This window comes from Rhodococcus sp. JVH1, from assembly GCF_000280725.2.
GTDB classification, from domain to species: Bacteria; Actinomycetota; Actinomycetes; order Mycobacteriales; family Mycobacteriaceae; genus Rhodococcus_F; species Rhodococcus_F jostii_A.
The window spans coordinates 1,823,649-1,837,917 of sequence record NZ_CP166289.1 but is presented as its reverse complement, the minus strand read 5'-3'; the positions used below and the strand labels follow the sequence as shown (position 1 = coordinate 1,837,917).

Here is a 14,269-nt window from a genome sequence, read left to right as displayed (position 1 = left end):
TCCCTTTCGGATCATCCTAGTGGCACGCCCGAGATGGCCTCCCCAGCCGTACTGTGGGGTCTGTTCTCCGTGCCCTCGGCTAGACTGTTCCCCCGGCCACTGCCTACGAACGGCAGGACCACGCAGTCGGATACGACTGTACGTCGACCGTAGGAGACAACGTCATGCCGGCAATCGTCCTGATCGGCGCCCAGTGGGGCGACGAGGGCAAGGGCAAAGCTACCGATCTACTGGGCGGACGCCTGCAGTGGGTGGTGCGCTACCAGGGCGGTAACAACGCCGGACACACAGTGGTTCTTCCGAACGGCGACAAGTTCGCTCTCCATCTGATCCCGTCCGGAATCCTCACTCCGGGCGTCACGAACGTCATCGGCAACGGTGTCGTGGTGGACCCGGGAGTGCTGCTCACCGAACTCGCCGGACTCGACGAGCGGGGCGTGGACACCAGCCGCCTGCTGCTCTCGGCCGATGCGCACATGATCATGCCGTACCACGTGGCCATCGACAAGGTCACCGAACGCTTCCTCGGGGCCAAGAAGATCGGCACCACCGGCCGCGGCATCGGGCCCTGCTACCAGGACAAACTCGCGCGTGTCGGCGTCCGCGTGCAGGACGTGCTGGACGAGAAGATCCTCACCCAGAAGGTCGAGGCGGCACTCGAGTTCAAGAACCAGGTGCTCGTCAAGATCTACAACCGCAAGGCCCTCGACCCGCAGCAGGTCGTCGACGAGGTGCTCGAGCAGGCCGACGGTTTCAAGCACCGCATCGCGGACACGCGCCTGCAGCTCAACGAGGCACTCGAGCGCGGTGAGACGGTGCTGCTGGAGGGTTCGCAGGGCACACTCCTCGACGTCGACCACGGCACCTACCCGTACGTGACGTCGTCCAACCCGACGTCCGGTGGCGCAGCGGTCGGTTCGGGCATCGGACCCACCAAGATCACGACGGTGCTGGGCATCCTCAAGGCGTACACCACCCGCGTCGGCTCGGGCCCGTTCCCGACCGAACTCTTCGACCAGAACGGCGAATACCTCGCCAAGACCGGTGGCGAGGTGGGTGTCACCACCGGCCGTGCCCGTCGCACCGGATGGTTCGACGCCGTGATCGCCCGCTACGCAACGCGTGTCAACGGCATCACCGACTACTTCCTCACCAAGCTCGACGTGCTCAGCAGCCTCGACACCATCCCGATCTGCGTCGGCTACGACGTCGACGGCGTGCGGTACGACGAGATGCCCATGTCGCAGACCGACGTTCATCACGCCAAGCCGATCTACGAGGAAATGCCCGGCTGGTGGGAGGACATCTCCCACGCCCGGACGTTCGAGGAACTCCCGAAGAATGCGCAGAATTACGTCCTGCGCCTCGAGGAGCTGTCGGGAGCGTACATCTCCTGCATCGGCGTCGGCCCCGGCCGCGACGAGACCATCGTCCGCCGCGACGTGGTGCGGTAGCCTGCGCTCTTCTTCGCTTGACCCTTCGCCCGATGTCACCGCGGTTCCGTCAGATCGAACCGATGTGACATCGGGCGACGCGTAGGTGGCGCGGCAACCTACAGTGTTGCGGGCAGGGACGGCGCGAGGCGCTCCAACGTCGGCTTGCGCCCGTGCTCGATGTGAGCGAACGCGCTGGCTTCCGCGAGTCTCCCGTTTCCGCTGCGGATCGCTTCGACGAGTTCCCGGTGCGCCGCACACGACACCGCGGGATTGTGGTGCCACGTCAGCCGGAACAACCAGTGGACCCGGCCCATCAGCGAATTCATCACCGATACGAGTAACTTGTTGCCGGACAGTTCGACGACGTCCATGTGGAACCGCGCGTTGACCGCCGGGATCAGAAGGGGTTCGTCGTTTCCGATCAATTCCTCGGTGCGCGCCATAGTCGACAGCAACGCCTCCATGGACGCACCGCGAGCGACGTTCTCGGCTGCGCATCGTGCCGCATACGGTTCCAATGCCAGCCGCACGTCGAACAGTTCCTCGATGTCGCGTAACGACAGCTGAGTCACGACCGCGCCCCGCCGCGGCAGGATCTGAATGAAACCGTCCCATTCCAACTGCGGCAACGCCTCGCGGAGCGGGACCCGCGAGACGTCGAACTCCTGCGACAATTCGCGCTCCCGCAGGCGACTGCCGGGTGGATACGCGCCCGAGATGATGCGCTCACGAATCACCGAATAGATCTGCTTCGGGAGTGGTACGTCCGACAGTCCGCCGGCCACGCCCGTGCCCAGAGGCGACGCCGTGGATTCCGCGACCCCGATCTCGCCGTTCAGGTTCACCGTCATGAACCGATCATGGCATACCAAGATGAAGTCGACCACTGGACACGTTTCACGACAGTGCAGGTCAGAGGGATTAACCCGAATGTAACGCTCCACGCTTGGCGCTCGGGTTCCGCACTTGGTAGACCATATACATCCGGCCCGGCAGCGCAGTGTGGCGCAAATTCGGTCGCCGCTCACTTCGTCGAAAGCTTCGGAACTACCCTCTCCATTCGGAAGGATTCCCGTGTCCACTGAACGAAAAAGGCTTGCTCGCAAGGGTTTCGGGTACGCGCTGATCGGCCTGGCGGTCACCTCGGCCTTGGTGGCGTGCACCAGCGCGGCCAGGACCGACGTAGGAGGCGGACCGGGCGACCGGCCTGTCGTCCTGGCCTACCAGAATCAGATCTCCACGCTCGACCCCATCCGCGCCGACTACGCTCAGACGAACTTCGTCGACCAGGCCTTGTACGACACCCTGGTCACATACGACGCCGACAACGAGATCGTCGGTCAGCTTGCGTCCGAGTTCGTCCCGTCTCCGGATGCTCGATCGATCCAGATGACCCTGCGCGGGGCTACCTTCCACGACGGTGCCCTTGTCACCCCAGAGGACGTCCGTTACACGCTCGATCGGACGGCGGCGCTGGGGCAGGGCATTGCCGGCCAGATGACTGGATACCTGGGTACCACGGTCACCGGCCCGCAGAGTCTGACGATCGAACTGACGGAACCGAACTCGCTGTTCCTCGGCGCTCTCTCGAAGATCTACATCCTCAACTCGGCCCTCGTGAAAGCCAACGAGGGGACCGACCGGGGCCAGGCCTATCTCGCGGGCCACGACGCCGGGTCCGGGCCCTACTTCCTGGCAGGCCCGGGTGGTGCAGACACGTACACGCTGTCACGATTCGACGACTACTGGGCGGGCGACGAGGGGCGTCCGGCCTCGCTCGTCTATCGACGAATCGACGAGAGCGCCACGCAGAGTGCGGAACTGAAGGCCGGCAACATCGATGTGTCCTTCGGGCTCACCAACGCCGACGCCGAGGCGCTGGACGGCTTCTCCAGCGTGACGGTGCAGAGTCAGCCGGTCAACCTTCAGGCGAACATCTTCTTCAACGTGATGAACGGGCCGACGGCGAACAAGGCCGTACGACAGGCCATCCAGCTGGCGTACGACTACACCGGTGGCCTCGCCACGATTCGTGGTGGCAACGGCAGCATCGCCACCGGCCCGCTGCCCGGACAGTTCTCGTGCCGGCCGGAGATGCCCGCCTACGGGCAGGATCTCCAACAGGCGAAGAAGTTGCTCTCCGACGCCGGGATGTCCGACCTGACCCTCACCATGAAATTCCAGCCCGTCTTCAAGGAGCAGGAACGCGAGGCGACGCTGCTGCAGTCCAACCTCGCGCAGATCGGTGTCACGCTGGATCTCGAGCCCATCGCGTACGCGGATTATCTGTCGGCTCTGAAATCGCCCGACTCGATTCCGCAGATGATGCTCGCCACCGACTTCGCGCAGTACCCGGATCCCGGAGTGATGCTCGTCAAGACCTACAAGTCGGACCAGGTCGGAACGAACAAATCCGGCTACAGCAATCCCACGGTGGACGAGTTGCTCGGCCGCGCGGCCGAGACATCCGATGCCGGGGCGCGGTGTGACCTGTACAAGCAGGCTCAAGAGGATATTCGCAACGACGCGGTGGCCGTCAACATGTACACGCTGGGGCAGACCACTGCTCACAGCAACAGGGTGACCGGTGTCGGTCCGGCGGTCGTGGGCAGCGGAGTCTGGGTTCCCGCGATCCGCGTGGCGTGAGGGAGTGCCCGATGACGACACTCGACATGCCTCGCGCCGTACATCGCCTCACGGCGCCGGCGGCGTTTCTCGGCCGCAAACTGGGCGCAGCGCTCCTCACCCTGGTCGGACTGGCCACCATCGTCTTCGCCATGACCAAGGTGATTCCCGGGGACGAAGCGCAGGTGGCCGCGGGGGAGAGCGCAACTCCGGAACAGGTGGAGGAGGTGCGTAGTCAGCTGGGTCTGGACAAGCCGGCGGTCATGCAGTATTTCGACTATCTCGGCCGGATGCTCCACGGCGATCTGGGCACCTCGAGTTCGACCCGCCAGCCGGTGCTCGACGACGTTCTCACGCGACTGCCCGGAACGCTCGAATTGGTCCTTCTCGCAATGGTGCTCGCGGTATCCTTCGCGGTTCCGATGGCGACGATCGCAGCGGCGCGATCACGAGGAGGATTCGACAAGGTCAGCCGCGTCGGTGCGATCGTCGCATTCGGGCTTCCCGGTTTCTGGCTCGCCCTGATGTTGCAATGGGTGCTGGGCTCGTGGCTGCAGATCCTGCCGATCTCGGGACGTATCTCGGTGGGCGTCGACGTCCCGCACCGAACGGGGATGACACTCGTCGACGCCGCCCTCGCCGGAGACTTCGCTGCGTTCAGCAATGCGTTTCAACACCTGATGCTGCCCGCGTTCGTGCTCTCCGTCGCCGTCGCCGCACAGATGTTCCGGGCTCTCCGTGCCGATCTCCTCCGGGTCCGGGGCCGCGATCACATGACCGTTGCCCGAGCGAAAGGTGTTCCAACCCTGCGTCTGTGGACCAGGCATGCACTTCCCAACGCGACCGGACCACTTCTGAACATCATCGGCATCGAGATCGGCATGCTCGTCGGTTCCGCGATCTTCGTCGAGTCCGTGTTCGGGTTGTCCGGGGTCGGCGACTACCTCTCCAATGCGGTCAGTCGCAAGGACATCACCGCGGTCATCGGCACCGTCACCGTCGTCGGCGTGATCGTCGTCGTCGCGAACTTCATCGTGGACATGCTCCAGCTGGCCCACGACCCACGGCTGCGTACACCCGGAAAGGTGCAGTGAGTCCGATGAGTATTGCAGCGAATGTCACCGGAGTGACCGCAGTGGTCGGCCGATGGAGATCCGCCTCGATTCGCGGGCGTCGACCCCGATCGCGATGGGGACTTCTCGACGGCGTCGTCGTCGGTGCTGTCGCCGTGATCGTGGTGCTCGCCGTCGCCGGTCCCTGGGTCGCACCGGAATCCGTCTACCGGTCGGATATCGCGAACGCCCTTACCGCTCCCAGCAGCGAACACTGGCTGGGGACCGACGACCAAGGGCGCGATGTTCTGTGGCGCACGATCGCGGGCGCCCGGTCGTCGGTGCTGTCCGCAGTTCTGGTCGTCGCCGCGTACTCGCTCATCGGAACGGTCCTCGCCACGATGGCCACGGTCGGAGGGCGGTGGGTCGACGAAACTCTCATGCGAGTGACGGACATCGGGTTCGCTCTCCCCGGACTCGTCGTGGCACTGGGTATCGCCGCTGCACTCGGTCCGAGCCTGAGCAGCGCTCTGATCGCGATGATCGCCACCGGCTGGCCGTACACGGCGCGACTGCTGCGCGGGGTGATGCGCGAGACGATGGCGTCGCCGTTCGTGGACGGCGCAGTGGTCCTCGGGGTCAGTCGATGGCGCCTGATGACACGGCACGTGCTGCCGAACTCGCTCGACGTCATGACCGTCAAATGGGCAGGGGACATCGGCAACACCGTTCTGGTGCTCGCGGGTCTGTCGTTCATCGGTGTCGGCGCGCAGCCGCCCAGCGCGGAGTGGGGCGCGGCCGTCGCCGGCGCACGTGACTACCTGTCGACGGCCTGGTGGGCTGCGCTCGTGCCGGGCATCGCGATCGTCATCACGGCCGCGGCCTTCGGCCTGCTCGGTGACATGTTGCACGAGCGGCGCGACCCTGCACGACAAGGAGCGTGATCGAAAATGACGACAGAAACAGTTCAGCGCACGGCACTTCTCCAGATCTCCGGGCTGACCATCGACACGGAGCCGGGCGGCACGTCCGTCCGGTTGGTGGACGGCGTGGATCTCACGGTGGCGGCGGGCGAGCGCGTGGCTCTGGTAGGCGAATCGGGTTCGGGAAAGTCGGTGACGGCACGCGCACTCATGCGTTTGGACGATTCACTGACAATCGGCGGTTCGATTCGGCTGGGCGACACGGAGATCCTGGCGCAGACCGAACGCCGCCTCAGCACGATCCGGGGCAATCGCATCGGGATGGTGTTCCAGGACCCGATGGGTGCGCTCGACCCGCTGCAGTCGATCGGCGCACAGGTGAGCGAGCCACTCCGGCAACGCGGCATCAGGAAGAAGGACGCACTGCGGCGGGCTGCCGAGGTGCTGAGCGAACTCGGGGTGGTGCGTGCGCACGAACGACTCGACGCCTATCCGCACGAATTCTCCGGGGGCATGCGGCAACGGGTAGTTCTCGCGATGGCCCTCATCGGGGAGCCGGAAGTTCTGATCGCCGACGAACCGACGACCGCACTCGATGTCCGAGTGCAACAACAGGTGCTGAATCTGCTCGACGAGGTCACCCGCGAACGAGGACTCGGTCTCCTGTTGATCACGCACGACCTCGGGGTCGTCGCCGGACTCGCCGACCGTGTCGCGGTGATGTACTCGGGGCGGATCGTGGAGGATCGCCCGGTCCGGGCACTGTTCGCGGACCCTCTGCACCCCTACACCGCAGGACTGCTCGCTGCGGTGCCGAGGCTGGATGTTCATCTCCCGCGGATGACCACCATTCCCGGCGCGCCTCCGTCACCGGCGCTGCGGCCCGCCGGTTGCCCCTTCCATCCGCGATGTCCTGTCGCGATGGAGCGCTGCGCGAGTGAAACCCCACCGACGACGGCGACCGCTGACGGCGGACGTCTCGCCTGCCATCTCGATCAAGGGAGCGGGAACTGATGAACGGAACACCTCTTCTCGACATCCGAGCTCTGAACAAGTCTTTCGGAGGATCCCGCGGCAGCAAGGCGCTGGACGACGTGTACCTGTCGGTACCCGAGGGCGGAACGTTCGGGCTGGTCGGCGAATCCGGTTCCGGCAAGTCCACGCTCGTCAAGTGCATCGTTCGGCTCGAGCGACCGGACTCCGGGACCGTCACCTTCGAAGGGCGTGACGTCCATGCGCTCCGGGGCGGAGAGCTGCGCCGGTTTCGTCGCGACGTCCAGTTGGTCGCGCAGGATCCGTACGCCAGCCTCAACCCTCGGATGACGGTGGAACAGATCGTCGGGGAGGGGCTCGTCGTGCACCGCCTGGCCCGTACCCGCGCGGAGCGGCGTGAGCGGGTCGCACAGACGCTGATCGAGGTGGGTCTCGACCCGGATGCGATGGGCCGATTGCCGGCGACGTTCTCCGGTGGACAGCGGCAGCGTATCGCCATCGCACGTGCCCTGATCCTTCGCCCGAGGTTGCTCGTGTGCGACGAACCGGTGTCGGCCCTGGACGTCTCGGTACAGGCACAGGTGATCAACCTGCTGGCGTCCCTGCACGAGGAGCTCGGGGTGACGATCTTGTTCATTGCGCACGATCTCGCGATCGTGCAGCAACTCTGTTCTGAGGTGGCGGTCCTTCGATCCGGCGTGGTGGTGGAGGAAGGGCCCACCCGGCAGGTGTTCTCCACTCCACGTCACCGATACACCCGCGAACTGCTCGAGGCGGTGCCGGTTCCCGACCCGGTTCTGGCACGTGCCGGGCGAACCATCCCCGGTGGCGCCCTGACTCTGCCGTGAGGCCGTCGAGTCTCGGCCTCTCATTACATCGATCATCCCTGACGGAAGAAGGAAGACATGCGAATTGGTGTAGACGGACGCAAGATTCCCGAGAGCCGCACTCGGGGTCCCGTGAACAGCCTCGAACACGCCCACGAACTGGGTATGGCCGGCCTGTTCTTCCGGACCGTACTCGATATGAGTCCGGCCCTGGACGCCGCTGAACTGCGCGACATCCGGTCCAAGGCAGACGAACTGGGTATGTACCTGGAGACCGGTCTGGGCAAGGTCAATCCCTACGCGAACCCGGAGGCGCCGGAGCTGCGTGCCGTCGGCGACGGCGACATCGTCCTCGGCTTCCGCCGGATGATGGAAGCCTGCGCCGCCATCGATTGCCGTGAGCTCTGGGTGGCCACCGCGAACTACAAGTCGGCGTACCGCGGCCGCTGGGCATACGACCGCTTCCGCACCGACGTGACGTGGACGGAACAGCTGGCTGCGACGGCGCGTTTCCTCGGAACACTGGCTCCGATCGCACGAGACCTCGGTATACACCTCAACCTGGAAACACACGAGGAGATCACGTCGTTCGAACTCGTCCGGCTGGTGGAGGCGGCCGGCTCGGACGTGGTCGGGGTCGTGTTCGACACCGCGAACGTGCTTCAACGTCTCGAACATCCCGTCTGGGCGGCCGAACGGCTGGCACCTTACGTGCGTCAGACACACATCAAGGACGCCGCGATCACCCACACCGAGGGTGGTCTCGCCTATCAGATGCGCCCATGCGGCACCGGCGTCGTCGACTTCGATCGCATACTGCCGGTACTCGCGGCGGCGAATCCGGCGCTCAATCTCACGATCGAGAACGACGAGTCGCTCGACGACCTGCCGCGTCCCCGGCGGACGATGCTCATCGAAGCGTTCGATTCCGAATTCCTCGACGGCCATCCCGATCTGACGGTCCAGGAGATGGCGGCGTACGTGGACATGGTGCAGTCGTACGACCGGCAGATAAGGTCGGGGGAACGGATCGACAACGCCACCTATGCCGCGCTGCCGTACGGCTACGCGGAGACGGTGTCGTACATCAGATCGAGTGCGGACCACGTGCGAAGTGTGTGCGCGGAACACAATCTCCCCGTCGAATCGGACACGAGGGCAGGAAATCTCGCGGAGTCGGCCCGGTGATCGTCGGTGAGGACGTCGGCACCGTTCGCCGGGACATCGGAGCGTGCGCGCGTGCGCTGGGCGAGGAATCAACCCCACGGGAGACCATCCGCACGGCGTCCGGTCTCGGTCTGCGGCACGTGGAATTCGCCTCTCCTTTTACGATTTCGCCCGCGCTCGATCCGACCGCCTTTCGGGCACTCGCCGACTATGGACGTTCACTCGGTGTCCGGCTGAGCTGCGCGCTGGGAATGGTGTCCGCCGGGCATGCCGAACGAACCCCGCGATTCCGCGAGGAAGGGCGAGGCGATCTGGTGGCGGGACTGAGCAAGGCGTTGAGGGCCATCGGGGAACTCGACACCGACTACGTCCAGGTCGTCGTGGGGATGCTGGACGACCGCTATGACGCATCGGTCGTGTGGCCTGAGCAGCTCGACGCCACGGCGCAGTTGTATCGGAACCTGTCCCCGGTGCTCACCGACCTGGGCCTGAAACTCGCGGTCAAGACGCACGAGGAGATCACGTCACACGAAATCCTCCGGCTCATCGACGCCGTCGGCTCCGACCATCTGGCGGTGGGCCTCGATCCCGTCAACCTGCCGGTGCGAGGCGAGGATCCGGAACTGGCGACCGCCCGGCTCGCACCGCACGTCGCCCGGGTTCACTACGACGACGCGTGGATCACCTTCACCGGCCGCGGTCTCGCGCGACGGTTGTGCCCGGGCGGTGAGGGCGACATCGACTGGGGAGCGATCTTCCGGATCCTCGACGACGCAGGCTCCAGCGCGCCGGTCCTCGTCGATCTGCACCGCGGAGAGTTCGAGATGCCGGTGTGTGACGAACGGTGGCTACTGCAGAACAGCGACGTCTCACTGAGAGAACTCTCCATCCTGTCGTCCAGGGCGCGGCCCGACCGGCCTCCGGTGATGGCCGCGGCGCCGCGACTGCGGGCTGCGCTGTCCGAACTGGCAACGATGATGCACGGGACGGCGGCATGACCGCGATGGTGTTGTACGGAGCCACGGTCGTGACGGTGGACCGTGAACGCCGGATGATCGAGGACGGCGCCGTCCTGATCGACAGTGGCCTCATCAGCGCGGTCGGTGACAGCCAGGCGCTCCTCGCTGACACGGATCCGTCCGTCCGCCGAATCGATTGTCGGGGAAAGCTGGTGATCCCCGGGCTGGTCGACGCCCACGGTCACGCCGGCCACTCGCTGATCAAGACGCTGGGATGCGACAGCCCGGCGTTCTGGATGCGAACCGTCACACCTGCGTACTTCCACGCGACGACACCGGAGTACTGGTATCACGACGGACTCGTGTCCGCACTCGAGCGCGTCCGCGCCGGAGTGACGTGCGGCGTCAGCGTGATGGGATCACGGCCCCGGAGTGACGATCCCGAGATCTCACTGGCTCACGCGCGTGCCTACCGGGAGGTCGGAATACGCGACATCGTGTGTGTCGGGCCGGCGGGTTTGCCGCTGCCCCATCCGGTCACGCACTGGTCCGGCGGCGTTCCCCGTCGACGTGAGGTCGGATTCGACGAGATGCTCTCCGGTGCCGAAGCGGTGATCGAGACCGTGAACGGCTACGAGGGCGATCTCACGTCGGTGTTCCTGACACCCTTCACGATCGTCCCCTCGGTCGACCCGTCCCACCCGTCGCGACCCGACGTCGCCACCCATCTCACCGAAGACGATCGATACCAGGCGCGCCGGGTCAGGGAAGTGGCGGAGCGCTGGGGTGCCCGCATCCACTCGGATGCCTTCGGCGGCATGGTGCGGCTCGCGGCGAAGGATCGGGAAAATGCGCTCCTCGGGCCGGACGTCCATCTGCAACACTGCACGGGTTTGTCTGCCGAGGAGGTCTCGATCCTGGCGGAGACCGGGACGTCCGTGGGCCATGCACCGGGAGGACGTGCGCCGGTACCTCAGATGTTGCAGGCAGGCATCACCGTCGCGATCACCACCGACGGTTCGTCGCCGCGGCGTCCCTTCGACCTCTTGCAGGCCGCACGCGCCGCTCAGGCCGCCAATCACATTCTCGCCGACGATCCTTACCTGCTGCCACCAGGTCGATTGCTCGAGATGATCACGATCGATGCTGCGGCCGTCCTCGGAATGGCCGACGTCATCGGATCCATCGAAGTGGGTAAACGCGCCGATCTCGCGATTCTCGACATGCGCAAGCCGCATCTCGTACCCAACTGGATGCCGGTGCATCGCCTCGTCTATGAGGCGACCGGAGCCGACGTGCAGACGGTGATCGTCGGGGGAAGGGTGGTCATGGAAGACCGCATCGTGTGCGGAGTCGACGAGACGGCGGCGCTGGACGAGGGCGACCGGCACGCCCGACTGCTCGTCGAACGCGCCGGCCTGGCGCACCACCTCACCGATCCCGGATGGCGAAGCAACAGGCGTGAATTCGACGAGCCGATCGAGGTGACGGTGCCATGACGGAACCTGTGGTCAGAATGACGGCGGCCCACGTCCTGGCCTATCGCGACGGCGACCACGTGCTCGTCTCCGACGGAGGGATCGTCTATCAGGGCGCGCGGATACTGCACGCGGGACGGGAATGGGACGGCCCGGTCGACGAGACGGTCGACTGCGGTGATGCTCTGATCATGCCGGGATTCATCGACCTCGATGCGCTCGCAGACATCGATCACGCGCTGCTCGATTCCTGGGCAACACCCGATCTGGCACTCGGGCAGCAGTGGTCGGCGGACTATTTCCGATCGGGGCGGCGCGACGTATTCGACGCACCCGAGCGAGCCGTCATCCGCGAATACGCTCTGTCGCAGCTTCTTCGGCACGGTATCACCACCTTCATGCCGATCGCGTCGGAGTCTCACAGCAAGTGGGCGGAGAGCTACGAAGACATGGTCGAGGTGGCTCGGATCGCGAAGCGTCTCGGAATTCGGGGATACCTCGGTCCCGCCTACAGGTCCGGTGTCAACGTCGTCGACGGTGGACGCCGGTCGGTGTTGTTCGACGAGGAACAGGGGCGCGCCGGGTTCCGGGACGCCGAGCGCTTCCTCGATCATGCCGCCGACCACGGCGGCGATCTCGTGCACGGCGCTCTCCTGCCCTGCAGGATCGAGACCCTGACAAGGGAACTGATGGCGGCGACCGCACAGTTGGCGATCGCCCGCGACACGGTGGTGCGACTGCACTGCATGCAGGGTGAAGTGGAGTTGGCGCTGCTCGACGAGTGGTACGGGATGCGCCCTGTCGAACTCCTCGAGGCGTCCGGACTTCTGGAGACGCGTCTGCTGGTGCCCCACGGCATTCATCTCAGCGCGCCGGGTGGCGGTCGCGGCCGGCAGGCCGACCTGCGGCGACTGGCGGAGGCGGGGGTCACGGTCGTGCATTGCCCGATGACGTCCATTCGATACGGGGCGGTCCTGGAGTCGTACGACCGGTACCGAACGGCCGGTGTCCACATCGCCCTGGGAACCGACTCGTTTCCCCCGGACCTCGTCCGTGGCATCGACTACGGCACCAATCTCGCCAAACGGGCCGACAGGTCACTCGCGGCGGGTGCCACAGCCGATTACATCCGTTCGGCAACGATCGGCGGTGCTCGTGCCCTCGGCAGACCGGATCTGGGACGCCTGCAGCCCGGAGCCAGTGCCGACTTCATCGTCGTCGATCTCGCAGACTTCGCCATGGGTGTCCGCGACGATCCGCTCCGCACACTCACGATGAACGGATCTGCACGCGACGTCCGCCGGACCGTCGTCGCCGGCCGGACGGTCATGGTCGACGGCGTCGTGCTCGGCGCTGACCACACGCGGCTGCAGGCACACGCACAGGCCCTGTTCGAACGCATGAGAGCGGCATACAGCGAACGCGACCACCGGCGCAGATCGCCGGCCGAGCTGTTCCCTCCGACCTTCCCCGACATCACCAAAACCACCACACCGAAGAGGTATTCGCATGATCAATCCTGAGCGCTCCCACCTCGTGGAAGGCAGTCACTGGGTCAGCCCGTTCAATTTCGACACCACCGTCCAGTCACAGTTCGACTGGCCTTCACCGTTCGCGCTGATCGACAGCACTCTGCGGAAGACGCTCTTCACCGCAGGCGCAACCACGTCGATGGACGGATTCGTTCGGATCGCCGCGGCGCTCGGTGCCGCGGGGATCCGGGAGGAGAGCGTCAACATCAACTGGGGTGGCGGAGCGTCACCGATGCCGCGCGAAGCGGCGCTCGTTCGCGCCGTCACCGCCCGGGACTTCGGATTCCGGCTCAATGTGTACGCCGACACCCTGCTGTCGGACGGAGAGAACTACCAGCAGGTCGGCATGAAGGAAACCGTCGATCAACTGCACGAATGGGGGGTGCGCACGTTCGCACCGGGCATCGTCCCGGCACCCTCGGCCGCCGCCCGGTCACGTCAGTACCGTGACCTCGAGAAGTTCTTCGAGTACCTGCGTGAGCTGGGCGGCGACGCCACGATCACGCTCGCCAACGTGGGCCGCCGCGACTTCGACGATCTGGTGGCAGCCTGCAACGTCGCCGTCGAACTCGGTGCGCGGCGCCTCGATCTGATGGACTCGACCAGCAGTCTCGGCCCCGAAGCGATGAAACTGTTCGTCCGGACGTTCCGGGAGCGCCTCGTCGACGACGTGCCGATCACGATGCACGTACACGACGACTTCGGTCTCGGCACCGCCACGGCCATCGCGGCCGCAACGGCAGGCGCGAGCCCGGACGTGTCGGTGTCCGGAATGTCCTACCGCGCCGGCTTCGCCGCGCTGGAAGAGGTGGTTCTCGCTCTCGAAGTGCTCTACGGAGTGGACACCGGGATCCACGTCGAACAGCTGACCTCCCTGGCGCAACTCGTCGCGACGGAAAGTTCGGTGAGCCTGCCGCCGCTCAAGCCGGTGGTCGGAGGATATGCCCACCTCAAGCACATGCCCGGCGACGTCATCGCTGCGATCGCCGGGGGACCGGATGTGTTTCCGCCGGTCTCGTCGTGCGTGAGCCCCGCAGTGGTGGGCGGTCGGCAGGAATGGGTGTGGGACAGCCTGACCACCGACCGTATGGCCGACGTGCTGCTGCGGTCGCTCGGACTCGAGGCCGACGCGGAGGAGATCGCGTTCGTCCGCACCGCTCTGGACGACGCGGTGGCAGCGGTGACGTCCTATCCACGCTGGCTGACGGCCGGGGAGGCGGCCCGGGTGGCGGAGGAAAGCCTCGCACTCCATCGGCGTGCGAGGGCCCATGCCTGAC

12 protein-coding genes are annotated in these 14,269 nt (G+C 65.8%); 11 read left to right on the top strand and 1 reads right to left on the bottom strand.

Annotated elements, in window-relative coordinates:
* The first annotated feature begins 164 nt into the window (after positions 1–164).
* On the top strand, positions 165–1,454 hold the full coding sequence (locus JVH1_RS08630) for an adenylosuccinate synthase (protein WP_009478810.1): 1,290 nt from the start codon (positions 165–167) through the stop codon (positions 1,452–1,454).
* Between the two features lie 98 nt (positions 1,455–1,552).
* Here JVH1_RS08630 and JVH1_RS08625 read toward each other — a convergent pair whose 3' ends face one another.
* Positions 1,553–2,287 (bottom strand): GntR family transcriptional regulator, encoded by a 735-nt coding sequence (locus JVH1_RS08625; protein ID WP_237735283.1) that lies wholly within the window; start codon positions 2,285–2,287, stop codon positions 1,553–1,555.
* Between the two features lie 223 nt (positions 2,288–2,510).
* Here JVH1_RS08625 and JVH1_RS08620 point away from each other — a divergent pair, with 223 nt between their 5' ends.
* The 10 genes from JVH1_RS08620 to JVH1_RS08575 are packed head-to-tail and all read left to right on the top strand — an operon-like array spanning position 2,511 to position 14,268.
* Positions 2,511–4,082 carry an ABC transporter substrate-binding protein gene (locus JVH1_RS08620; RefSeq protein WP_009478812.1) on the top strand — a complete coding sequence of 524 codons (1,572 nt, stop codon included), beginning with the start codon at positions 2,511–2,513 and terminating at the stop codon, positions 4,080–4,082.
* 11 nt (positions 4,083–4,093) lie between these two features.
* Positions 4,094–5,155: an ABC transporter permease gene (locus JVH1_RS08615; RefSeq protein ID WP_009478813.1), complete on the top strand. Its 1,062-nt coding sequence runs from the start codon at positions 4,094–4,096 to the stop codon at positions 5,153–5,155.
* Between the two features lie 5 nt (positions 5,156–5,160).
* Positions 5,161–6,057, top strand: a complete 897-nt coding sequence (locus tag JVH1_RS08610) for an ABC transporter permease (RefSeq protein WP_009478814.1) — start codon at positions 5,161–5,163, stop codon at positions 6,055–6,057.
* Positions 6,058–6,063: 6 nt separating this feature from the next.
* On the top strand, positions 6,064–7,050 hold the full coding sequence (locus JVH1_RS08605) for an ABC transporter ATP-binding protein (RefSeq protein ID WP_009478815.1): 987 nt from the start codon (positions 6,064–6,066) through the stop codon (positions 7,048–7,050).
* Positions 7,050–7,877 carry an ATP-binding cassette domain-containing protein gene (locus JVH1_RS08600; RefSeq protein ID WP_009478816.1) on the top strand — a complete coding sequence of 276 codons (828 nt, stop codon included), beginning with the start codon at positions 7,050–7,052 and terminating at the stop codon, positions 7,875–7,877. Before JVH1_RS08605 ends, JVH1_RS08600 begins: the two co-directional genes overlap by 1 nt.
* A 57-nt stretch (positions 7,878–7,934) precedes the next feature.
* On the top strand, positions 7,935–9,044 hold the full coding sequence (locus tag JVH1_RS08595; protein ID WP_043781727.1) for a sugar phosphate isomerase/epimerase: 1,110 nt from the start codon (positions 7,935–7,937) through the stop codon (positions 9,042–9,044).
* Positions 9,041–10,021, top strand: coding sequence for a sugar phosphate isomerase/epimerase (locus JVH1_RS08590; protein WP_043781729.1), 981 nt, complete (start codon positions 9,041–9,043; stop codon positions 10,019–10,021). Before JVH1_RS08595 ends, JVH1_RS08590 begins: the two co-directional genes overlap by 4 nt.
* Positions 10,018–11,481: an amidohydrolase family protein gene (locus JVH1_RS08585; protein WP_043781731.1), complete on the top strand. Its 1,464-nt coding sequence runs from the start codon at positions 10,018–10,020 to the stop codon at positions 11,479–11,481. Before JVH1_RS08590 ends, JVH1_RS08585 begins: the two co-directional genes overlap by 4 nt.
* The gene (locus JVH1_RS08580; protein WP_063720712.1) at positions 11,478–12,983 is read left to right on the top strand and encodes a chlorohydrolase family protein; all 1,506 of its coding nucleotides are present in this window, start codon (positions 11,478–11,480) and stop codon (positions 12,981–12,983) included. Before JVH1_RS08585 ends, JVH1_RS08580 begins: the two co-directional genes overlap by 4 nt.
* Positions 12,970–14,268: a 2-isopropylmalate synthase gene (locus JVH1_RS08575; RefSeq protein ID WP_009478817.1), complete on the top strand. Its 1,299-nt coding sequence runs from the start codon at positions 12,970–12,972 to the stop codon at positions 14,266–14,268. Before JVH1_RS08580 ends, JVH1_RS08575 begins: the two co-directional genes overlap by 14 nt.
* Position 14,269: the final 1 nt, after the last annotated feature.